At 65.8% G+C, this 22,215-nt stretch carries 21 protein-coding genes; 15 read left to right on the plus strand and 6 right to left on the minus strand.

Annotated elements, in window-relative coordinates; translation table 11 throughout:
- The first annotated feature begins 5 nt into the window (after positions 1–5).
- The 4 genes from ACIPK7_RS17995 to ACIPK7_RS18010 all read left to right on the plus strand — a co-directional run bounded on the left by ACIPK7_RS17995 (position 6) and on the right by ACIPK7_RS18010 (position 4,980).
- A complete protein-coding gene (locus tag ACIPK7_RS17995) occupies positions 6–992 on the plus strand; it encodes a FecR domain-containing protein (RefSeq protein WP_401089291.1) in 987 nt (328 codons plus the stop codon).
- A 134-nt stretch (positions 993–1,126) separates the two neighbouring features.
- Positions 1,127–3,610, plus strand: coding sequence for a TonB-dependent siderophore receptor (locus ACIPK7_RS18000; RefSeq protein ID WP_401089294.1), 2,484 nt, complete (start codon positions 1,127–1,129; stop codon positions 3,608–3,610).
- Between the two features lie 140 nt (positions 3,611–3,750).
- Positions 3,751–4,236 carry a DUF2165 family protein gene (locus ACIPK7_RS18005; protein ID WP_401089295.1) on the plus strand — a complete coding sequence of 162 codons (486 nt, stop codon included), beginning with the start codon at positions 3,751–3,753 and terminating at the stop codon, positions 4,234–4,236.
- Between the two features lie 27 nt (positions 4,237–4,263).
- Positions 4,264–4,980 (plus strand): SDR family oxidoreductase, encoded by a 717-nt coding sequence (locus ACIPK7_RS18010; RefSeq protein ID WP_192433021.1) that lies wholly within the window; start codon positions 4,264–4,266, stop codon positions 4,978–4,980.
- 78 nt (positions 4,981–5,058) lie between these two features.
- On the opposite strand, the gene ACIPK7_RS18015 is transcribed toward ACIPK7_RS18010, so the two are convergent.
- Entirely contained in the window at positions 5,059–5,589 is a 531-nt protein-coding gene (locus ACIPK7_RS18015) for a GGDEF domain-containing protein (RefSeq protein WP_401089296.1), read from the minus strand.
- A gap of 193 nt (positions 5,590–5,782) precedes the next feature.
- Here ACIPK7_RS18015 and ACIPK7_RS18020 point away from each other — a divergent pair, with 193 nt between their 5' ends.
- A complete protein-coding gene (locus tag ACIPK7_RS18020) occupies positions 5,783–6,211 on the plus strand; it encodes a lysozyme inhibitor LprI family protein (protein ID WP_192433023.1) in 429 nt (142 codons plus the stop codon).
- Positions 6,212–6,283: 72 nt separating this feature from the next.
- On the opposite strand, the gene ACIPK7_RS18025 is transcribed toward ACIPK7_RS18020, so the two are convergent.
- From ACIPK7_RS18025 to ACIPK7_RS18035, 3 genes are all read right to left on the minus strand, one after another.
- The gene (locus ACIPK7_RS18025) at positions 6,284–6,952 is read right to left on the minus strand and encodes an NAD(P)H-binding protein (RefSeq protein ID WP_192433024.1); all 669 of its coding nucleotides are present in this window, start codon (positions 6,950–6,952) and stop codon (positions 6,284–6,286) included.
- Between the two features lie 12 nt (positions 6,953–6,964).
- The gene (locus ACIPK7_RS18030) at positions 6,965–7,327 is read right to left on the minus strand and encodes an AraC family transcriptional regulator (RefSeq protein WP_192433025.1); all 363 of its coding nucleotides are present in this window, start codon (positions 7,325–7,327) and stop codon (positions 6,965–6,967) included.
- 152 nt (positions 7,328–7,479) lie between these two features.
- Positions 7,480–7,755: a hypothetical protein gene (locus ACIPK7_RS18035; RefSeq protein ID WP_401089299.1), complete on the minus strand. Its 276-nt coding sequence runs from the start codon at positions 7,753–7,755 to the stop codon at positions 7,480–7,482.
- A 372-nt stretch (positions 7,756–8,127) separates the two neighbouring features.
- On the opposite strand from ACIPK7_RS18035, the gene ACIPK7_RS18040 reads away from it, so the two are divergent.
- Positions 8,128–9,180 carry a DUF2235 domain-containing protein gene (locus ACIPK7_RS18040; protein ID WP_401089301.1) on the plus strand — a complete coding sequence of 351 codons (1,053 nt, stop codon included), beginning with the start codon at positions 8,128–8,130 and terminating at the stop codon, positions 9,178–9,180.
- A 30-nt stretch (positions 9,181–9,210) separates the two neighbouring features.
- On the opposite strand, the gene ACIPK7_RS18045 is transcribed toward ACIPK7_RS18040, so the two are convergent.
- Complete coding sequence (locus ACIPK7_RS18045; protein ID WP_401089303.1) at positions 9,211–9,954, minus strand: class I SAM-dependent DNA methyltransferase; 744 nt, start codon at positions 9,952–9,954, stop codon at positions 9,211–9,213.
- 316 nt (positions 9,955–10,270) lie between these two features.
- On the opposite strand from ACIPK7_RS18045, the gene ACIPK7_RS18050 reads away from it, so the two are divergent.
- The 3 genes from ACIPK7_RS18050 to ACIPK7_RS18060 all read left to right on the plus strand — a co-directional run bounded on the left by ACIPK7_RS18050 (position 10,271) and on the right by ACIPK7_RS18060 (position 13,842).
- The gene (locus tag ACIPK7_RS18050; RefSeq protein WP_401089306.1) at positions 10,271–11,650 is read left to right on the plus strand and encodes an APC family permease; all 1,380 of its coding nucleotides are present in this window, start codon (positions 10,271–10,273) and stop codon (positions 11,648–11,650) included.
- Positions 11,651–11,749: 99 nt separating this feature from the next.
- A complete protein-coding gene (locus ACIPK7_RS18055) occupies positions 11,750–12,643 on the plus strand; it encodes a LysR family transcriptional regulator (RefSeq protein ID WP_401089308.1) in 894 nt (297 codons plus the stop codon).
- Positions 12,644–12,741: 98 nt separating this feature from the next.
- Entirely contained in the window at positions 12,742–13,842 is a 1,101-nt protein-coding gene (locus ACIPK7_RS18060; protein WP_401089311.1) for a M14 family metallopeptidase, read from the plus strand.
- Between the two features lie 6 nt (positions 13,843–13,848).
- Here ACIPK7_RS18060 and ACIPK7_RS18065 read toward each other — a convergent pair whose 3' ends face one another.
- A complete protein-coding gene (locus tag ACIPK7_RS18065) occupies positions 13,849–14,757 on the minus strand; it encodes a LysR substrate-binding domain-containing protein (RefSeq protein WP_192433032.1) in 909 nt (302 codons plus the stop codon).
- A 158-nt stretch (positions 14,758–14,915) separates the two neighbouring features.
- On the opposite strand from ACIPK7_RS18065, the gene ACIPK7_RS18070 reads away from it, so the two are divergent.
- From ACIPK7_RS18070 to mrdA, 6 genes are all read left to right on the plus strand, one after another.
- Entirely contained in the window at positions 14,916–16,214 is a 1,299-nt protein-coding gene (locus ACIPK7_RS18070; RefSeq protein WP_401089314.1) for an NAD(P)/FAD-dependent oxidoreductase, read from the plus strand.
- 92 nt (positions 16,215–16,306) lie between these two features.
- Positions 16,307–17,413: a polyamine ABC transporter substrate-binding protein gene (locus ACIPK7_RS18075; RefSeq protein WP_401089316.1), complete on the plus strand. Its 1,107-nt coding sequence runs from the start codon at positions 16,307–16,309 to the stop codon at positions 17,411–17,413.
- Positions 17,410–18,678, plus strand: a complete 1,269-nt coding sequence (locus tag ACIPK7_RS18080; protein WP_401089318.1) for an NAD(P)/FAD-dependent oxidoreductase — start codon at positions 17,410–17,412, stop codon at positions 18,676–18,678. The genes ACIPK7_RS18075 and ACIPK7_RS18080 overlap by 4 nt, the downstream gene beginning before the upstream one ends.
- Positions 18,679–18,728: 50 nt before the next feature.
- Positions 18,729–19,628 carry a DMT family transporter gene (locus ACIPK7_RS18085; RefSeq protein WP_401089320.1) on the plus strand — a complete coding sequence of 300 codons (900 nt, stop codon included), beginning with the start codon at positions 18,729–18,731 and terminating at the stop codon, positions 19,626–19,628.
- Between the two features lie 51 nt (positions 19,629–19,679).
- Positions 19,680–20,078, plus strand: coding sequence for a heme-binding protein (locus tag ACIPK7_RS18090; RefSeq protein ID WP_401089322.1), 399 nt, complete (start codon positions 19,680–19,682; stop codon positions 20,076–20,078).
- Positions 20,079–20,302: 224 nt separating this feature from the next.
- Complete coding sequence (gene mrdA / locus ACIPK7_RS18095; protein WP_401089324.1) at positions 20,303–22,195, plus strand: penicillin-binding protein 2; 1,893 nt, start codon at positions 20,303–20,305, stop codon at positions 22,193–22,195.
- Positions 22,196–22,215 lie beyond the last annotated feature (20 nt).

Here is a 22,215-nt window from a genome sequence, read left to right on the forward strand (position 1 = left end):
GCGCCATGTCCCGCGATAGCGATTCCCGGCCGATTTCCGCCGTCGTCCGCGACCAGGCGATTGCCTGGTTCACCCTGGCCCAGTCAGGCTGCATGAGCGAGGCCGAGCAGCGCCAGTTGCTGGTCTGGCGTGAGGCCAGCAGCGAGCACGAGCGCGCCTGGCAGCGCCTGAGTAGCATCCCGCTCGGCCTGCAGCGCCACGCCGGCCAGTTGGCCGACCCGCTGGTTCGGCAACTGGCCGGGCGCCGGCACTACAACGAAATGGACCGGCGCAAGGCGCTCAAGGTGCTGGCTGGCTTCGGCCTGCTCGGTGGCCTGGCCTGGCAGGGCCGCGATGTCTCGTGGGTGGAGGGCGCCCTGGCCGACTACCGAACCGGCACCGGCGAGCGCACGCAGCGCACGCTGCCAGATGGCACACGCCTGTGGCTGAACACGGCCACGGCGGTCGACCTGCACTACACCGACAGCGTTCGCGAACTGCGCCTGCGTTACGGCGAGATGGAGATTCTCACCGCCCTCGACGGGGCAGGGCGGCCACTTCGGGTTGTCAGCGGCGACGCCGTGCTGCAACCGCTGGGCACGCGCTTCCGTGTCCGCCGCGAGCACGACGGGCGCGGGACCTTGCTGGCGGTGACCCAGGGCCGCGTCGCCGCCAGTTCGCTGGCTGGCGGCGAGGCGAGGATGATCGAAGCCGGCTCGCAGGCCCGCATCGGCTCGGCCGGCGTCAGCGCTCCGCAGGCGCTGAACGTGAACGACGGCGCCTGGGTCGATGGCTATCTGGTGGCCGAGCGCATGCGGCTGGCGGACTTCCTCACCGAATTGGATCGCTACCGCCCCGGCCTGCTGCGCTGCGACCCCGCTGTTGCAAGTCTTCGCCTCAGCGGTTCCTACCCGCTGGGCGACACCGACCAGGTGTTGGCCCTGCTGCAGGACAGCCTGCCGGTGACCATCCAGCGACGCACCCGCTACTGGGTCACGGTGGGCCCGCGCTGAGGTGTGTAAGGCCGCCAGATCGCGCTAATGAAAATAATTCTCGAAAAGTCGGCAGGTTTTCGTTTCTCGCTTGGCCTAGGGAGAAATCCCTGCTCGCACCCGCGGGCCAACAACGAGAAACGGACCCTCTGCCCATGACGCTTCACCCCATCACCCGCGCCCTGCGCCAGTCGCTTGGACTCGCCCTGCTGTCCTGCTCCATGCTCACCCTGCTGCCGGCCATGCCGGTGCAGGCTGAATTCACCGCCACCCGAACCCTGCAGTACGCCATCCCCGCCGGCCCGCTGGACCAGGTGCTCGGCGAGTTCGGCCGCCGCGCCGGCATCCCGATCTCGGTGAATGCGGGCCTGACCGAAGGCAAGCACAGCGATGGCCTGAGCGGTGAATACGGTATTGACGACGGCTTCGCCCGCATCCTGTCCGGGACGCAACTGACGGTGCGGCGCCTGGACAACGGCGGCTACGGCTTGGTGCCCACGCCGTCGGAGGCGGTGCTGGAGATGGACGCCACTACCGTCTCCAGCCAGCTGCTGGACCCGACTACCGAGGGCACCAACTCCTATACCGCCCGCGCGGTGACCATCGGCAAGGGCGTGCACACTCTGCGCGAAACGCCGCAGTCGGTGACCGTCATTACCCGCAAGCTGATGGACGACCAGAATCTCAATACCCTCGAACAGGTGCTGGACAAAACGCCGGGGATCACCGTTTACGACTCGCCCATGGGCGGCAAGTACTTCTATTCGCGCGGCTTCAACCTGGACGGCCAGTACCAGTACGACGGTGTCCCGCTGGACGTAGGCGGCAACTACGTACAGGCCAACAGCTTCTCCAGCGACATGGCCTTCTACGACCGCGTCGAGGTGCTCAAGGGCGCGGCGGGTATGCTCAAGGGCTCCGGCAGTTCCGCTGGCGGCGTCAACTTCGTGCGCAAGCGCGGCCAGGACAAGCCCAGCACCCAGCTGACGCTCTCCGCCGGCAGATGGGACAACTACCGTGGCCAGGTCGATGTCGGCGGGCCGCTGAATGACTCCGGCACGCTGCGCGGCCGCGCCGTGGCCACTCTGCAGGACCGCCAGTACTTCTACGACAACGCCGACCGCCAGGACCAGGTCGTCTACGGCGCGCTGGACTGGGACGTCACCCCCGACACCACGCTGGGCTTCGGCCTGGCCTACGAGGATGTCGATGCCTCGCCCTGTTACCACGGCCTGCCGCGCTACGCCGATGGCAGCGACCTCAAGCTGTCACGCTCCACCTGCCTGGGCGCGAGCTGGAACGACCTGCAGAGCCAGCGCATCACCGGCTTCGCCGACCTAAAGCACCGCTTCAACGAGGACTGGTCGCTGAACTTCGCCTCGATTTACACCCACAACAACCAGAACATCGAGTACGGCTATTCCGAGGGTTCCGTGCCGGTCGGGGCGAGCAGTGGCAGCATGCGCCGCTATGCCGGGCGCTTCGACTACGACCAGGACGACTATGGCTTCGACAGCTACGTCGACGGCCATTTCGAAGCCTTCGGCCTGGAGCACGAGATCATCGTCGGCGCCAACGCCAGTCGGCAGAAGACCCATGACTACTTCGCGCTGATGTCACTCTCCGGCACCCAGGACCCCTTCGATCCTTCCTCGAACTTCCCGCATCCCTCCAAGGCCGATTACCTGGCTAACCCAATCCGCGGCGGCGGCGAACCGACGGACTCCAAGACCACCCAGTACGGCACCTACGCCAACCTGCGCCTGAAGCTGGCCGAGCCCCTGACCCTGGTGCTGGGCACCCGCGTGAGCTGGTATCGCAACAGCAGCGACTCCTACACCCAGGCCTACGACTATTGGGTGCACAACCGCAGCCAGGAAAACGGCCAGGTTACCCCGTTCGCCGCCGTGCTCTACGACTTGAACGACCAGTGGACCGCCTACGCCAGCTACGCCGATATCTTCCAGCCGCAAAGCAACCTGGTGGACTCCCAGGGCAAGGCGCTGCAGCCCAAGACCGGCACCAGCTACGAACTCGGCATCAAGGGTGAATTGTTCGAGGGAGCACTGAACACCTCGTTCAACCTGTTCCGCACCACCGAGGAGCACCGCGCGGAAACCGACTACGCCGATACCTGCCTGGGTTCGGGGGACGGCTACTGCTACACCGATACCGGCAAGGTCCGTGCCCAGGGCTTCGAGGCCGAGGTCAGCGGCTCGCCCATCGAGCGCCTGCAACTGCTGGCGGGCTACACCTACACCCAGACCAAGTACCTGGAAACCATCAACGAGACCGACCCGACCGAGCTGACCTTCACCTCCAGCTTCATCCCCCGGCACATGCTCAAGGTCTGGGGCGACTACCAGCTGGCTGGCGAGCTGGAGCGCTGGACGGTGGGCGCCGGCGTGAACAGCCAGAGCGAGAACTACCGCAACACCGGGAGCGTCCGCGTCGAGCAGCCCGGCTACACCCTGTGGAGCGGACGCGTGCAGTACCAGATCGATCCGCACTGGAGCGTCGCGCTCAACGGCAACAACCTGTTCGACAAGAAGTACTACTCGACCATCGGGGCACCCGGCTGGGGCAACTTCTACGGCGACCCGCGCAACTTCATGGTCACCCTGCATGGCTCCTTCTGACACCGGCTCGCTACGAGTGCCGGCTCCGCGTGTTGACCTCAACCTAGGTTGAGGTCCTAGAGTCCGTCCGAGCCTGCCTGCCCCGTTGTTCTTGGGCGGCGGGCAGGCACTTTCGGAACATGACCGCACAAGGACCTGGTATGGACACCCACACTTCACTGATGATTTTCCAGGCCACCTGTTTCCTGGGTTTCAGCCTCTGGCTGAGCATCGCGCTGATCAACAACCTGCACGCCTTTTCCAGCTCGGTCGCGGCGGTTGGCGCGACCATGACGATGGCGCCGCTGCGCCAGCCGCCCATCATCGACTTCCCCTTGCTCGGGCGCGCACGGTCCTCGCCGACCCTGCATCGTCTGGCACTGATCGTTGTCGTTCTGCTGCAGATTGTCGCGGTGCTGGCTGCCTGGACCGGCTGCTACGAGCTGTTGCTGGGCGACGGTCTAGACGCCGCTAGGCCCTGGTTGAACCTCGGCCTCAGCGCGGCACTGGCCTTCCTCTTCGCCATGCTGCTGGGCGGGCTCTGGTTCGGCTACTGGATCCGCCAGGAAGGGCTGCAGCTGACGCACCTGGTGCTGGTCGTCTGGGTGCTGCTGAACTTCCTCGTCCTCAACCTTCGCTGGAGTTGACGCACCATGCATGCAGGAAGAAAACCGGTGAAAATGCTGATCGTGGGTGCGGGCCGGGGCCTGGGGCGCGCCCTGCTCGAAGGGCTTGGCCAGCCGGGGGATTCGCTGATCGGCGTGTCGCGTCGGCGGCCGGATACCTTGGCGTTGGCGCCGGGCATCGATCTGCAGTGGATCGAAGCGGACCTCGCGCTGCCGGCGCAAGCGGTCGCGCAGATCGACGTGCAAACGCCGGCCGAACTCGATGTGCTGATCTGCAACGTCGGCATCTGGGAGGACTACGCCTTCAGCGATCAGTACTCGTTCCTCGGCGACAGCGACGAATCCATCGGCACGCTGGTCGACGTCAACATCACCGCCACCCTGCTGCTGCTCAAGCGCCTGGTGCCGCGGCTGCTCGGCTCCGCGCGGCCACAGCTGATCCTCACCGGCTCGACCTCCGCGCTGCGTCAGAGTGGCCGCCCTGAGGTGGCCTTCGGCGCCTCCAAGTTCGCCCTCAACGGCATGGCCGATGCGCTGCGCGAAAGCTTTCGTGAGCAGCGCCTGGCGGTGACCGTGCTGCAACTGGGCAACCTCAACACCGACGATCCGCTCGCCATGTCGCTGGCCGAGGCCGCCAGCCGTGGGGAGGGGCAACTGATTCCGGTGCACGACGTGGTCACGCTGGTCGACGCGCTGTTGCGCCTGTCCGCTTCCTCGTTCGTGCGCGAGCTGAGCTTGCCCGCGATCCGCGACGAGCGGTTCTGACCGTCAGCATGGAGTCCGGGCGCAAGCGGCGGCGCCCCGGTTGGCCAAACCTGCGTGCTGCCGGCTGGCGGATCGCCGCTAAGCGAAAGCACCCTCGACGCGATTGCGCCCGGACGTCTTGCCACGGTAGAGCGCGCCATCGACCTGCTGCATATAGGCGTCGAGCGCCTGCGTGCTGGTGAAGGCTTCCGAGACGCCGATGGTGGCGGTGCAGCGGATCGGCTGGTCCGGCGTCGCGCCCGGTACTTCGCTCTGTTCGGTCGCCGCGCGGGCGCGTTCGGCCAGTTGCAGGACCGCCGTGTAGAGCACCGCCAGCGTGAGCAATGGCCGCCACACGGCGGTCGGTCGATCGAAGAAGCGCAGCGCGCCAAGGACGTAGGCGACGGGGGCGCAGAGGGTCATGGTGTGGTTGACGACGCTCATCGCCTTCCAGTGCGCCGGGCCGCCGAGCAGCTGCAGGATGTAGGCGAGCCCCAGCAGGAAATTGCCCAGGGCGAAGACTTCCATGCCCATTTTCTTGCCGTTCAGCCGGGTGCTGATCAGCAGGAACATGACGCTGAAGCAACGCAGGTGCACACAGAGCATGCTGAGGATGACAGTGGTGACCATGGGGTCGCGTCAGTGACGGCGTGGCAAGGGGCCGGACCTCTGGTGTGCCCGACGTATCCGGTGGAGTGCTGCGGGCGCCCAGAGGGGCCTGTCATGCCCGGCTGCCAGGTTTCGTCCCCCAGTATTGGTTGGAATCTTCCGGCCCGTCTATAAGTTGGAATCCGCTTGCGGGTTTGGCCAGGAAGGAGGGCGCATGAAGTTCGTCGGCTTGTCGGCTCTGTTGAGCGTTTCGCTGGGTGTTCAGGCGGGCTATTTCAGTGATGACGGCGGGATCAAGCACGCGGCCGACCACGTCGATGACTGCTTCAACCTGAATGACAACGGGGAAGTGGCCCGCTGCGTGGACTACTTCCGGCAACAGGCAGGCAGCGCGCTCGAGTCAGAGGTAAAACGGGTCCGCGACAAGTTGAAGAAAGACACTGAGCAGTTCGACGACGCCCAGCAGAAATGGCTGGCGTTCAAGGACAGCGAATGTGCCCTCCGGGCCTTGAGATCCCGAGCCTTTGCCGACCCTTCCACCGCGAGGGAGCTGTTTACGTGGGCCTGCTCCGCGAGACTGGACGAGCAGCGGGTCGATGAGCTCAGGAGTCTTCCGCTGCTGTGCGACGCGTGTCTGCACTAGTGATGTGCAGCTGGATATGCATCCGGGCCGTTGCAGCCAGTCGCTTGCCAGGGCTGTCCGGCGTTCCGCGCACTAGTCTTCCCCCAGCCTGACGAGCACATTGGACGCCAGCACGACCACGCCTTCAGCCTGCGGTAGCGTCCTGACCAGTGACTGCGCGACGGCCCGAGCATGCACCGGTCGATAGACGCCGGGCATCAGTGGCGCCAGCAGTTTCGCAATCGGGATCGCCAGCTTCTCTCCCAGGCGAGGAGGTTGTTGCAGCCCGTCCCTGTGGTCCAGCAACAGCGAGGGTTGCGCGATTACCAGCGCCTTCAGCTCCATGGCCTTGAGGGCGTCTTCCAGTTCTCCCTTGACCCGGTTGTAGAACACGGAGGATTCAGCCTTGGCTCCCACAGCGCTGACCAGTCCTACCCGCCGGGCTCCTGCGGCAAAAGCGGCCCCGGCCACGGCGAGATTGGCGTCCAGGTCGACTGCACGGAAGGCTGCCTGGCTCCCGGCGACCTTGATCGTGGTGCCGAGCGCCAGATAGACCTCGTCGACCTGTGGCAGCTCGGGCAGGTGGGTGAAGTCGACGATGTGAACCTGCAGCTTGGGGTGGCTGATACCCAACGGCCTGCGAGTCAGGGCATGCACCTGGGAGACGGTCGTGTCCGCCAGCAGCATCTGGAGCATCTGGCCCCCCACCAGTCCCGTTGCGCCGGCCAGCAGCGCTTTGCGTTGAACCTCAGGTGTGGGCATGTTCGTGGTTCCTCAACGGGTGTGCATGGCATGTCGGGCGCTGTCGGGAGTCTGCCCAGTCCAGTCCTGGAATGCGCGGTAGAAGGAATTGGGATCTTCGAAGCCGAGCAGGAAGGCGATCTCCCCACCCGACATGCCGGTTTTCCCCGGATAGTGGCGCGCCAGGCTTTCGCGGGTGGTATTGACCAGAGCGCGAAAGCTTTCCCCTTCGTCCTTGAGGCGGCGCTGCAGCGTACGCTTGCTCATGCCCAGGCGCACGGCGGCCTTTTCGATGGTCGTTCCTGCTACACACACCGGACATTTGACTTTTGTTTTTGAGTCGCCCGCCAGAGTTATTCCTGCCTCAACCCAGCGTTTGGATGTCTGTTCACTCATTTGGAAATCCGATAACGAGCAGTGGAGCGATTCAAAACAATTGATCGCGAGGTGCCGTGCACCAATAACGGTTAGTGCCTAGTGCTGCCCTGCATTCAGGATGGCATGAGTCAACGCGGCATCTTCTAGTAGCCTGGCAGCAGACGCGTGAGCTATGCCAGCGAGAGAAGCACGTCCATGAACATCGGGCCCGACAGATCATGGACCTGCCCATCATCAGCGACCAGGCAACCTGCAGCGCCGGCAAACAACTCCTGCTCATGTGCAGGGATGTCCAAGCTACAAACGATCCGGTAGCGGAACAGCCAGCCATTGGGGAGGCGGCCGCAAAACTCCACAGTCTGCTGATAGCCATCAACAGACAAAGTCCCGGCACCGTGTGCCTGAGCACGGACGTATGCCTTGCTTCGGGAAAACTCGCTGTTCATTTGCATTCGAAATGGATGACGTAGGAACCAAGTCTACTCAACTTTCTGAATACCCTGATGCCCGCAATGGGTCGATAGCTACCTCTTGTCAGGGACAGCAATCGGCCGGTAACGGATATTCTCCGATGGCCGGGCTACAGGTCTTCCCGACTTTCCGCCGCGATGCACGCCTGCACAAGGGCAACTAGAGTTGCTTGGGCAGGGCGATACCGGCGATGGGCATCCGGGCCTTTGTTCAGAATGAATCTCTCTGGCTGTGCATTCTTGCGAAAGCCCCTCCACTCGTGATTCCGGTCTCGATCCTCGCCTGCGCAAGCAGGGACGGAACGGGAGTTTTCGAGTAGTCAGAACCACTGACCCTGGAGAAAGGGCATGCCCAAGAAAATCATCATTTCCTTTGACGGGACCTGGAATACGCCGGACGCGAAGTCCGAGGTCAAGGGCAGCAAGAGCACCAATGTCTGGAAGCTGCATGCTTCCATCCTTCCCTCGGACAACAACGGCACCCAGCAGGCCAAGTGGTACGACAAGGGCGTCGGCACTGCGTGGTACGACCGCCTGGCCGGCGGGGCATTCGGCGTGGGGCTTTCTGAGAATATCCTCGACGGCTACCGGCAACTGGTCAGTACCTACGAGGCGGGCGATCAGGTCTACGTGTTCGGCTTCAGCCGGGGCGCCTACACGGCCCGAAGCCTGGTGGGGCTGATCCGCAATGCCGGGCTGCTCAAGCCTGAGCACATCGACCTGACGAACGAGGCCTACGGCCTCTACCGCACTCGCGACGAGGGCGCCGACTCCGAGCGCGCCAAGCTGTTCCGGGGGAGCTTCTCGCGGGAGATCACCATCCACATGCTCGGTATCTGGGACACCGTGGGTGCGCTGGGCGTGCCGCTGGAGTCGTTCGACTGGTTCAACAAGGCCTATTACGAATTCCACGACACCGAACTCAGCTCGATCGTGCACAACGCCTTCCATGCACTGGCCATCGACGAGTGGCGCAAGAATTACCAGTGCACGCTCTGGGACCCGAAGAGCAAGCCCAACCAGCGGGTCGAGCAGGTGTGGTTCTCCGGCGCGCACGCCAATGTCGGCGGCGGCTACGCGGACAACAGCCTGTCGGATATCGCGCTGGTGTGGATGATCAACAAGGCCATCGAGTGCGGGCTGGCGGTGGACACCCGCAAGACCCTGAGCCTCCCTACCACGACCCTTCCCATCACCAACTCCTACAAGGAGTTCCTCGGCGGCGCCTACAGCCAGTTCACCCAGCCGCATTACCGGGATATCGGCAACACCTCGTTCGGCCAGGAGGCGATCGATCCGAGCGTGGAGGAGCGCCTCAAGCACGACGCCCAGTACAAGCCGAAGAACACCGTGGGTGGGCATCTCACCGGCAATTTCACGCCGGTGGGCAAGATTCGCTGAGGGGAAGGGCGGCGCAGCAGGGCGGGCGCTTCAGCGCTTCACGCAGATGAACAATGCGTTGCCCGAGGTTCCTGCCCAGGGGGTGATTCGCTCGTAGTCGTGCTCAAAGACCTGCACCTCGAAGAGCGGCTCCAGCAGGCGCTGCAGCTCGGCGAAGGTCAGCGCGACCATGGCGTGCTCGTCCTGCCAGGCCTGGGTCTCGCCGGCGCTGGTCTTCTCGATGCTCAGGCGCAGCGCCTGGCGCTCGCCCGCGCCGCCGTAATACCAGCCCGAGCCGAAGGTGAACTGGCTACCCTCGTGTTCGACCGAGTGGCGCACGAAGGAGCTGTTGTCGATCAGCGCCTTGTCCACGCTGTTGAAGCAGAACACGCCGCCGTCCGCGAGCGCCTCGTGCACGCTCGCCAGGCACGCCTGAAGCTCTGCCACGCCGGGGTTGTAGTGGATCGAGTAGAGGAAGCAGGTGATCAGGTCCAGTGACTCGTCGACGCTGAAACTCGCCATGTCGTGGCAGCTGAAGCTTGCCTCTGGGCAGCGCTGCTGGGCGATGTCCAGCATCGGCTGGTTGATGTCCAGGCCGGCGCTCGCGTAGCCGAAGTCGAGGAAGTGACGTACGTGCGGACCGGTCCCGCAGGCGAGGTCCAGGTGCCGGCGCCCCTGGTTGCCGAACAGCTGGTGCAGGCGGCGCACGCAGTGGCTCTGCGCCTGATAGTCGATGTCGGCGCACATCAGGTCGTAGTAGGAGGACAGGTCGGTGTACAGCGCGTTGGAGGACATAGGCAGCCAGACAGGAGGTTCGCCGGAGGTTTCGGCGCGGCATGGTACATCAGCCGGGGGCGTTCTCCGCTGAAATCGGACTGGCGCAGCGTCTGCCCGTCGTCAGCCAAAGAGGGCGCCGCCGGAGTGGGGCTCAGTCGTCGACGGCCATTTTTTTTCTTGGCCGCGAAGATATTTTTACTAATTTTCCTCGGCGGCGAGCTGAAGCACCATGCGGCCCGATTCGACCAACAACGTCCTTCGAGGCGGCCCGTGGGAGTGCTTCACGTCGTTCCAGTCCATGGGGCGCCCGCCGCCTGCCGTCCTAGAGTCCGCCATGAAAAAAACAACAAACGTCTCTGATACCTCCTTGCCTGCCCATCAACCTCACGAGTCGTCCACGCGGTCCTTCCGCAAATCGCTGGGCATTCCGGCGCTGGTGCTGTTCGGCCTGGCCTACATGGTGCCGCTGGCGGTGTTCACCACCTATGGCCTGGTCACCCGCATGAGCAAGGGCCACCTGCCGACGGCCTATCTCTTCACGCTCGCCGCGATGCTGCTGACCGCCTACAGCTACGGGCGGATGGTGCAGGCGCATCCGTATTCGGGCTCGGTGTACAGCTATACGCGCAAGACGTTCGGCGCGGCATTCGGCTTCCTGGCGGGCTGGACGCTGCTGCTGGATTACATTTTCCTGCCGCTCTTGAGTTACCTGCTGATCGGCATCTACATGACCGACTATTTCCCTTCGGTGCCGCTATCGGTATGGATCCTCGGCTCCATCGTGCTGGTGACCCTGCTCAATCTCGTTGGCATCGAGTCCATCACCCGCGTCAACTGGGTGCTGATCGTCGCGCAGATGGTCTTCGTGGTGGTATTCATCGCGCTGTCGCTGAGCCACCTGGGTGCTCAGGCTGAACCCGTGTCCCTGGTCCAGCCCTTCTATGACGAGCACTTCAGCCTGCCGTTGGTGATGTCCGGCGCAGCGGTGCTGTGCCTGTCGTTCCTAGGCTTCGACGCCGTCTCGACCATGGCCGAGGAGACCCCCGAACCGCGCCGGCAGATTCCGGCGGCGATCATGCTGGTGACCCTGATCGGCGGCGTGCTGTTCATCGTCATGGCCTACTTCGGCCAGTTGGTATTCCCCGAGTGGCAGGCGCTCACCGATGCCGACTCGGCGTCGCTGGACGTGCTGCGCCGCATTGGTGGCGAGTGGTTGGTGACCTTCTTCACTGCCACCTACGTGGCCGGTTGCTTCGCCTCGGCGATGGTGTCCCAGGCCAGCGTTTCCCGCGTGCTGTTCGCCATGGGCCGAGACGGCGCACTGCCCCGCGTATTCGGCAAGCTGGTGACGAAGAAGCGCGTGCCGGCCACCGCGATCATGCTCATCAGCCTGCTGTCGTTGATCGCGCTGTTCGTCTCCCTGGACACCGTCGCCAACATGATCAGCTTCGGCGCGCTGTTCGCCTTCTCCGCGGTGAACCTGGCGGTGATCAAGCACTACCTGGTCGACCAGCGCCTCACCGGCAAGGGCAACTACCTGCGCTACGGCGCACTGCCGGCAGTGGGCTTCCTCAGCACCATCTGGCTCTGGTCGAGCCTGTCGGGGATGTCCTTCATGATCGGATTCGCCTGGATGTGCCTGGGCCTGGTTTGTCTGGCCAGCGCCACGCGGATGTTCCAGCAGCCGCTGCCGGACCTGAACATGGCGGAGTGATCATCAGCCTTCGCGGAGCCGGGCATCGCCCGGCTTCTTTCATGCGGGCCCGATACTGGTTAAGGTGGCGCGACTTCGAGGAACCGGTCGGATCTCGCCATGAAACTGCATCAATTGCGCGCCCTGCGTACCATCGCCGAGAGCGGCAGTATCCAGGAAGCCTCGCGGCTGCTCGATGTCACCCAGCCATCGCTGTCCAAGGCGGTGAAGGAGTTGGAGGGCGAGTTGGGCGTGCCGCTGCTGGTGCGCTCCAATCGTGGGGTGACGGTCACCGCCTATGGCGAACGGCTGGTCAGCATGGCCCGCCTGGTCACCGAGGAAGTGCGCCGCGCGCGCGACGAGATCGACACTCTCAAGGGTGAGATGGCCGGCCGCGTGGCCATCGGCGTGTCGCCGGTGACGCCCAATCGAGCCTTCGCCAACTGCTTCAGGCGCTACCGCGAGCTGTACCCCAACGTGCAGCTGCAGATATTCGAGCTGCGTTCGGTGCAGCTGTTCGAAGGGTTGAAGGAGGGCCGGCTGGACCTGGTGCTGACCACCCAGCCCGAGGCGGATGCGGGCGATGGGCAGGTCTGGTGCGAGCTGGCGCCGCAACCCTCGGCGCTGGCCGTGCGCAAGGGCCATCCCCTCGCAGGCGCGCAATCGCTGCATGAGCTGCTGGGCCTCGAATGGCTGCTCTCCGACCCGCTGGAAGTGGCGCTGGCCGGGCAGTTCTTCCGCGAACGTGGGGTTGCGCCACCCAAGCGCATCACCGAATGCTCCTCGTCGCTGCTCTACCTGGAGCTGGCGGCCAACACCGATGCAGTGAGCTTCTGGTCGCAGCGCATGCTCGGCCTGCCGATGGTGGCCCATGTACTGGAGCCTTTGCAGCTCGCCGAGGCCACGCCGGTGGCGAGCATCTCGCTGGTCACCCGGCCGCGGGAGCTGATGACCCGCGAAGCTCTGTTGTTGGCCGAGGAAATGGTCGCCGCTTTCCGTGCCGAGCAGGCATAACCAGCCTTAATACTCATGTGTAGAGATCATTACTCCGTGCTTTCGCCCTGATGCATCCTGCCGGCCGCCATCTGCCCCAGAAAACGGCCGGAGTCCCCATGAATGCATCGTCGTATTTCTCCCAGAGCTACGCCCAGGCGCGCAGCAAGTTCCTCGACGCCTGTGCGGCCGCCGGTCTGCTGGTGGAGTCCCACATCCACCCGCTCACCGGCCGTGATGGCGAGACATTGGCGGTGGACGTCGCCCGTGAAGGACCGCTGGAGGCGAAGCGCCTGCTGATCATCAGCAGCGGTTGCCACGGCGTCGAAGGCTTCTGCGGCTCCGGCGTGCAGAGTGCGCTGCTAGCGGACACGGCCTGGCGCGAGCACGCGCGCCGCAACGACTGCGCGGTGCTCTACCTGCATGCCGCCAACCCCTACGGATTTTCCTGGTGGCGCCGCTGGACCCAGGAGAACGTTGACCTCAACCGCAACTTCCGTGACTTCACCCAGGCAGCGCCGCAGAACCCAGGCTACGCGCAGCTCGACCCGGTGCTCGCACCCCGTCGCTGGCCCAGCCCACTGGGGCGCCTGCGGCTGCTCGGCTATGCGTTGCGGCACGGCCGATGGGAGCTGCAGAAGGCTATCTCGTCAGGCCAGGCCAGCCATCCCGATGGGTTGTTCTTCTGCGGCACGCAGCCGACCTGGAGCAACCGCACCGTGCGCGAAATGTTGCGCCAGCATGGCCGGCAGTGCCGTGAAATGGCCTGGATCGATGTGCACACCGGCCTCGGCCCGAAGGGCTATGGCGAGTACATCTACTCGGGCGACCCGCGCCCCGAAGCGCTGGTCCGCGCCCGCGCCTGGTGGGGCGAAGACGTGCGCTCGACGGAGGAAGGCAACAGCGTCTCGGTGAAGCTCAGCGGCAAGCTGGTCCACGCGGCGTTCGATGAATGCCCGCAGGCGCTGCTGGTCTCCATGAGCCTGGAGTTCGGTACTGTGCCTGGCCCGCAGGTACTCGAAGCACTGCGCGCGGACCTGTGGCTGCACCGCACGCCCGATGCGCCGGCGACCAAGGTGCGGCGGATCAAGCAGCAGCTGCGCGATGCCTTCTACATCGACACGGACGAATGGAAGAACGCGGTACTGACTCGTGCGCGGGACGCGGCCTGGCGCGCGGTAGAGGGTTTGTGCAGCGAGATTCCGGCCCCGCTGCGCTGAGCGCAGTCAGCCTTCCAGCTGATTGCGCTGCTCCTCGAACCAGTCGAGCACCGGCTGGCAGGCCGGGTGGGCGGCGCCGCTGTCGCGCAGCCAGAGGGCATAGCGGCCGCCGGTTTTCAGGGCTTCGCCAAAGGGCACGATGAGGTCGCCGCGCAGCAGGGCGTCGTGGGCCAGCAGGCGGTCGGTCATGGCCACTCCCAGGCCACGGGCAGCGGCGTCCAGCGCCAGGTCGTCGAGGTTGAACAGCATGTGCTTGAACGGCGCGGGTGGCGGGGCGGCTTGGGAACGCAGCCACTGCGGCCATTCCAGGCCGCCGCTGGAGGCGTGGATCAGCGGGTGGCGCGCCAGCTCTTCCAGCGAGCGCGGAGGCGCCTGGCCGTCATCCAGGCGCGGGGCGCACACCGGGATCAGGTATTCGTCGTACAGCGGCATCAGCGTGCGGCCCTGCGGATCGCTGCCGCTGGGCAGGTAGAGCACGTAGGCGTCGCAGTCGCCGCCGTCGTCCACCACTTCGCCGCCAACCGTCTCGATGGACAGGCAAAGCTCCGGATGCCGCGAGTAGAAGGAGCTCAGGCGCGGCAGCAGCCAACGCACCGCCAGCGAAACGAAGATGCGGATGCGGAAGGGCCGTTCTGCCGAGGGCGGCGCGAGGCGTTCCTCCAGGCGCAGCAGTTGCTGGAGCATGCCCTCGGCCACCGCGTGCACTTCGCGGCCGGCGTCGGTCAGCGCCACCTTGCGGCTGGTGCGGTCGAACAGCGGCACGCGGTAATACTCCTCCAGCTGTTGCACCTGTCGGCTGATGGCGCTCTGGGTCAGGTGCAGCTGTTTCGCGGCGGCCGTGAAGCTACCGGAGTCGGCGACCTGTACCAGGGCCTGCAGGGCCTGCAGGGAGGGAACGCGAAGCAGTTTGTTCATGACCCTTCCGTGCGCAATCTATGCGAAATGGGAATACCAGGATGAAAAATGAGCGTTGGTGCGCTCAGCGCAACTGCCCGTAGATTCTGGACATGACGCGCCATCGGGGAAATCGCTTGGATACGCCCGGCGCATGGATTGTGAAGGAGTGCCGGGCAATGAACAATCACTGTGGCTGGATCGCCCTGGCGGGCGAGCTGCCCGCGCGGCCGACGTTGAGCGGCACCCAGCGGGCGGACTGGCTGATCATCGGTGGCGGCATCACCGGGCTCTCCGCTGCCCATGCGCTGGCGGCGCGTTTCCCGCAGCAACGCGTGGTGGTGCTGGAACGCCAGCGCATTGCCCAGGGAGCCTCGGCGCGCAACTCCGGGTTCGTCGTGGCCCATGAGCTGCCTGCCGCCAGCGAACGCCTCGGGCAACCCGGTCACCCCGCGTACCAGATCGCCTCGCGCATTGGCATAGCGGCGGCGCAGGAAGTCCGCCAGCGCATCGCCGGGCTGAGCATCGACTGCGAGCTTTTCGAAGACGGCTATCACTTCGCTGCACACCGGCCCGAGCATCTGGGTGATGTCGACGGCATCCTCGCCACGCTGGCCTCGGTCGGCGCCAACGCACGCTACTACGAAGGCGCAGCGCTGGAGCAGCGGCTCGGCAGTGCCTTCTACGCGCGGGCCATTCATTGCTCCGGTGGTAACGCGCTGCTGCAACCCGGGCGCTATGTGAAGGGCCTGGCGGAGAACCTGCCGGCGTCGGTGGAGGTTTTCGAGCAGAGCGGCGTGACCGACCTGCGCCGTAGCGGCCAGGGCTGGGTGGCGCGTACCGAGCAGGGCGAAGTCCATGCACCGCAGGTGCTGGTCTGCCTTGGCGCCTTCATTGCCCGCGCCGGTCTGCACGACAGCGGCGCCTTCCCGCTGGAGCTGAGCGCCAGCATTACCCGCCCGCTGGACGAGCCGCGCTGGCAGTCGCTGTTCGGCGAGCGCCAGTGGGGCGTGCTCGCGCCGTTGCCGGGCGGCGGCACCGTGCGTTTGCTACCGGGGCGCCGGCTGCTGATCCGCAACACCGTCGAATACCGCCATCGCGACCTCGACAACAATGCGCTGGCCCAGCGCCGCCGCCGTCATCTGGCCGGTTTGCAGAAGCGCTTCCCCGGCATCGTCGAAGCCGATATCGCCTACACCTGGACCGGCCACCTGAGCGGTACCCGCTCCGGCGAGCCGTACTTCGCCCGCGTCGACCAGGGCCTGCACGCCGTGGCCGGCTGCAACGGCTCGGGTGTGGCGCGCGGCACGCTATGGGGGCGCCTGCTGGTGGAGATGGCCGCGGGCGACAGTTCGCCCGTGCTGGCCGACGTGCTGGCGCAGGCCAGCCCCGGCTACCTGCCGCCCAGCCCGTTCTTCGATATCGGCGCCTCTTTGCGCATGGCCTGGGAAGTGCGCCGCGCGCGCGCCGAGGCCTGATAAACGGTTTACCCACGCAAACGATCCATCACGGCGATCCATCAAGACCATCCGCCAACACCATCCCCAAGAACAAAAAATCCGAGGGCAGCATGATCAATCGTTCCAAGACTCTGGCCGGCTCCACCCTGGCGGGCCTCGCACTTGCAGCAATCGCTGGTACTGCCCAGGCGGCGCAGACCGTCACCATCGCCAACTGGAGCGGCTACATCGCCGAAGACACCCTGGCGAACTTCACCAAACAGACCGGCATCCAGACCACCTACGACCTCGTCGACAGCAACGAGACCACCGAAGCCAAGCTGATGACCGGCGCCAGCGGCTACGACCTGGCCAGCCCGTCCAACCACTTCCTGCCGCGCCTGATCAAGGCCGGTGCCATCCAGGAACTGGACAAGAGCAAGTTGCCCAACTGGAAGAACCTCGACCCCAAGCTGATGAAGATCCTCGAGGCCAACGATCCGGGTAACCGCTACGCCATTCCCTACCTCTGGGTGACCGTCGGCATCGGCTACAACGAGGACAAGATCAAGGCCATCTTCGGCAACACCGACGTCACCCACAGCTGGCAGCTGCTGTTCGATCCGAAGAACGCGGAGAAGCTCGCCCAGTGCGGCATCGCGGTGATCGACAACGCCACCCAGATGGTGCCCATCACCCTCAAGGTGCTCGGCCGCGACCCGGCGAGCCAGAACCCGGACGACTTCAAGGCCGCCGAGGCTGCGCTGCAGGCGGTGCGTCCGTCGATCCGCTACTTCCACCAATCCAAGTACGTCAGCGACCTCGCCAACGGCAACATCTGCGTCGCCATCGGCTTCAGCGGCGATGTGCTGCAGGCCATGACCACCGCCAAGCAGGCCGGCAACAACGTGAAGATCGGCTACAGCCTGCCGCGCGAAGGCAGCACCATCGCCGTGGACACCGTGACCATTCCCAAGGGCGCGCCACACCTGGACAACGCCTACGCCTACATGAACTACCTGCTGCAGCCGGAAGTGATCGCCAACATCAGTAATGCCGTGCAGTACCCCAACGGCAACGCCGCCGCGACCCAGTACGTCGACGCGGAGCTGCGCAACAACCCGGCCGTCTACCCGCCGCAGGAGGTGCTCGACACCCTGTTCCCGATCAAGACCCTGTCGCCGTCCGGGATGCGCATGAGCACCCGCCTGTGGACCCGCGTGATGAGCGGCAAATGACCCAGCCCAACGACCTGCGCCGCCACGCCCTGGTGGTCGGCGCCGGCGTGGTCGGCCTGGCCACCGCGCTGCAACTGCAACGCCGCGATATGCGCGTGACCCTGCTTGACCGCAATCCGCCAGGGCTGGCCACCTCGTTCGGCAATGCCTGCACCTTCGCCACCTACTCGGTGGAGCCGGTAGCCACGCCCGGCATCTGGCGCAAGGCACCGGGCATGCTGCTGCGCCCGGACAGCCCGCTGGCGATCCGCCCGGCCTACCTGCCGCGCATCGCGCCTTGGCTGCTGCAGTTCCTGGCGGCCTCGCGGCGTGATCGGGTGGAAGCCATCGGTCACGACCTCAACACCCTGCTGCGCCCCTGCATGGGTGCGTGGCAGGGGCTGTTCGACGAGGCCGGCGCCAATGAACTGATCCGCCACGACGGCTCGTTGTACATCTTCGAAGCCCACGAGCGCAGCGATGCGCAAGCCATGGTGGATTACCACCGGCGCTTCGAGGTGCCGATCCGATTCGTCGAGGGCTCCGAACTGCGCGAGCTGGAACCGGCGCTCAACGCCCGTGCAAGTTGCGCGGTTGAGCTGCCCGGCGTGAGCCGCACGCTCGATCCCTATGCGCTGAGCCTGCGTCTGTTCGAGCGCTTCCTTGCCATGGGCGGCGAGTTCCGCCGTGGCGAGCTGCTGGGCCTGGAACCGGCCGGGCAGGGCAGGGACGCGGTGCAGGCGCAACTGACGAGCGGCGAGCGGCTGGTGGCCGACCGCGTGGCGCTCTGCACCGGCGCCTGGTCGCGGACTTTGGTGGACCAGTTGGGCGACAGCGTGCCGCAGGACACCGAGCGCGGTTACCACGTGCTCTTCGGTCACGCCGGGCAGGTGCTCAACCGCCCGGTGTGCTGGGGTGCCGGCGGCTTCTACATGACGCCCATGGCGCAGGGCCTGCGCGTGGCCGGTACGGTGGAATTCGCCGGGCTGGAAGCGTTGCCGAGCCCGGCGCGCTACCGCTACCTGACCCGTGGCGCGCGGCGCTTCCTGCGCCTGCAGCACGAGCCGGTGTCGCAGTGGATGGGCTTCCGTTCCTCGGTGCCGGACAGCATGCCGGTACTCGGCCCGTCCCGGCGCCTGCCGCAGGTCTTCTACAACTTCGGCCACGGCCACATCGGCCTGACCCTCGGCGCTATCACCGGCCAGTTGCTCGCCGAGCAGGCCAGTGACGTCGTCACCAGCGTACCGGTGACGCCCTTCCTCGCCAGCCGCTTCGGCTCTCGCTGAAGCACTGGCATTCACTCCGGCTTTCACGCCGAACAACAGGAGATCACGACATGCCCCAGCTGACCCTCGTCGCCCCCCGCAGCCATGCCATGCGCAGCGTGGGCCTGATGCTGTTGTCGATGTTCTGTTTCGCGGTGGTGGACGCGCTGGCCAAGGTGGTGGCGCTGAAGTACCCGGCCAACGAGGTGACCTTCTTCCGCATGGCCTTCGGCGTGCTGCCGGCGTTTCTCCTCTGCCTGCGCGGCCGGCCGCTGGCGGAGCGCTGGCGGCAACTGGATGTGCGCGGGCAGAGTATTCGTGCGCTAACGCTGCTGGGCTCTTCGGCGCTGTTCTTCGCCGGGCTGCCCTACGTGCCGCTGAGCGAGGCCATCTCCATCGCCTATTCCGAAGCGTTGCTGGTGATTGTGCTGGCACCGCTGCTGCTGGGCGAACGCCTGCTGCCGCGCAACGCGCTGGCGGCGGTGCTGGGCTTCATCGGCGTGCTGATGGTGGTCAAGCCGGATAACGCCGAGGCCAGCCTGGTCGGGCCGGGCCTGCTGGTGGCCAGCGCCTTCTTCGGCGCGCTGTCGATGATCCAGATCCGCCGCATCCGCGAGACCGACGATTCCACCACCACGGTGCTGTATTTCACCGTGGTCGGCACCCTGGTCACTGGCGCCACGCTGCCGTTTTCCTGGAGCACGCCGAGCCTGCCGGACCTCGGCTTCATGCTCGCCCTCGGCCTGCTCGCGACCCTCGGCCAGCTGCTGTTCACCATCGCCGTGCGCCGCGCCCATGCCGCCACGCTGGCGCCGTACACCTACACCAGCATCATCTGGGCGAGCCTGTTCGGCTACGTGATCTGGGGCGAGGTGCTCAGCCTGCTGTCGCTGGCCGGTATCGTGCTGATCGTCGGCAGCGCCGTGGTCGTGGCGGTGCTGGAGCAGCCGCCGGAGGGCTCGGTGGTCTGATTTTCCCTGCTTCCCACCCGGCGCGATGCGCCGTTTCACGAGAGAGATTGCATGCAACACAAAGCTGTACTCGACCAGACCGACGTCGCCCGCATTGTCGCCTCCGCCACCGACGAGGCCCGGCGCCAAGGGTGGGCGGTGTGCATCGCCGTGGCCGACGACGGCGGCCACCCGCTGGCGCTGGTGCGCCTGGACGGCTGCGCCCAGGCCAGCGCCTACATCGCCGCCGAGAAGGCGCGCAGCGCGGCGATCGGCCGGCGCGAAACCCGCGAGTACGAGAACATGGTCAATGGCGGCCGCACGGCCTTCCTCAGCGCGCCGCTGCTGACCTCCCTCGAAGGCGGCGTGCCGATCCTCGTGGGCGGGCAGGTGGTGGGCGCGGTCGGCGTTTCTGGCGTCCGCGCGGAACAGGACGCGCAGGTCGCCAAGGCGGGGATCGCCGGGCTCTGAGGGAGTGCAGGGGAGCGCCTCGACTACCGGTCAGAATCCGCCCCGTCAGTCTGGTACCATGCCGCGCCGGTATGCCAGTTGATGCGTGATCGCCCCGCGCCTGGCGCTGCCGATTTCCTTTCGTTCCCACTCTGCTGCAAATAGGCCGCATCGATCGGAAAGCTCCCCTGCACGGCAGGGCGTCAGCGTTTTCCCCAGGGTCGATGGGGCCTTCTGGAATCCCGATGCACGATCCGATCAAACTCAAGGACCACCAGCAGGAGGCGACGCTGGTCAACCGCCGCCTGATCGCCTGCGGCGCGCTCGTGGCTCTGATGAGCGTGACCCTGGTGGCAAGGATGTACTTCCTCCAGGTCACCGACTATGCGACCAACGCCACCGTCTCCGAGAACAACCGCATCCACGTCCTGCCGATCCCCCCGGAACGCGGACTGATCTTCGACCGCAACGGCAAGGTACTCGCCGAGAACCTGCCCAGCTTCAACCTCACCCTGACCCGCGAGCGCGCCGGCAATTCACAGGCGGTGCTGGACCAGGTGACCGATATCCTCCACCTGAGCCCCGAGCAGCGCCTGCAGTGCGACAAGGCGCTGAAGAAGAGCCGCCATCCCTTCGAGCCGGTCGCCATCCTGCATGACCTGAGCGAGGAGCAGATCGCCCTCATCGAGGTCAATCGCTACAAGCTGCCGGGTATCGATGTGGATGCCGAGTTCGTCCGCCACTATCCCTACGGCGAGCACTTCGCCCATTCGGTCGGCTTCGTCGGGCGGATCAACGAGCGCGAGGCGGCGCGGCTCGAAAGCACCGAGTACCGCGGCACCGAGTACGTCGGCAAGACCGGTATCGAGCACTTCTACGAGCCGCAGCTGCACGGCCACGTCGGCTACGAGGAAGTCGAGACCAACGCCCAGGGCCGCGTCATGCGCGTGCTGAAGAAGGTGCCGCCGGTGGCCGGCGAGAACATTGTATTGGGCCTGGATGTGGACCTGCAGGTCGCCGCCGAAAAGGCCCTGGGCGATCGCCGTGGCTCGGTGGTGGCGCTGGACCCGAACACCGGCCAGGTGCTGGCGATGGTCAGCAACCCGAGCTTCGACCCGAACCTGTTCGTCAACGGCATCAGCTCGGCGCAGTACGCGCAGCTGCGCGACTCCATCGACCGGCCGTTGTTCAACCGGGCGCTGCGCGGGCTGTATTCGCCGGGCTCCACCATCAAGCCGGTGGTGGCCATCGCCGGGCTGGATACCGGCACCATCACGCCGGCCACGCGGGTCTTCGATCCGGGTTACTTCCAACTGCCCAACTATGACCATAAGTACCGCAACTGGAACCACAGCGGCGACGGCTGGGTGGACCTGGACACGGCCATCAAGCGCTCCAACGACACCTACTTCTACGACGTCGCGCACAAGCTCGGCATCGACCGCATGCACGACTACCTGACTCGCTTCGGGCTGGGCAGCAAGGTGTCCATCGACATGGCCGAGGAGTCTCCCGGCCTGATGCCGTCCCGTGAATGGAAACGTGCGACGCGGCGCCAAGCCTGGTTCCCCGGCGAGACGGTGATCCTCGGTATCGGCCAGGGCTACATGCAGGTGACGCCGCTGCAGCTAGCCGAAACGACCTCGCTGATCGCCAGCAAGGGCGCCTGGCACCGGCCGCGGCTGGCCGAGTCGGTGGGCGGCGAAGACGTCGTCGATGCCAACCCCATGCCCGACATCCACTTGAGTAATCCCCACGACTGGGAGGCGGTGAACTACGGCATGCAGCTGGTGATGCACGATCCGGGCGGCGGCGCGCGGGCCGCAGGGCAGGGCGCGCAATACCGCATTGCTGGCAAGAGCGGCACCGCGCAGATCGTCGCCATCCGCCAGGGCGAGCGCTACAACCGCTTGAAGACCAAGGAGCGCCACCGCGACAACGCGCTGTTCGTCGGCTTCGCCCCGGCGGCTGAGCCTTCCATCGTGGTCTCGGTAACCATCGAGAACGGCGAGGCCGGCGGCCGTGTGGCCGGGCCGGTGGTGCGCGAGATCATGGATGCCTGGCTGCTCGATACGGACGGCAAGCTCAAGCCACAGTACGCGGTGCCGGCCGAGAGACCTTCGGGCAAGCATGCCTGAGACCATCCGCACCCAGCCCG

Origin of the sequence: Pseudomonas sp. NPDC086581 (genome assembly GCF_044746165.1) — a bacterium.
Lineage (GTDB): Bacteria > Pseudomonadota > Gammaproteobacteria > Pseudomonadales > Pseudomonadaceae > Pseudomonas.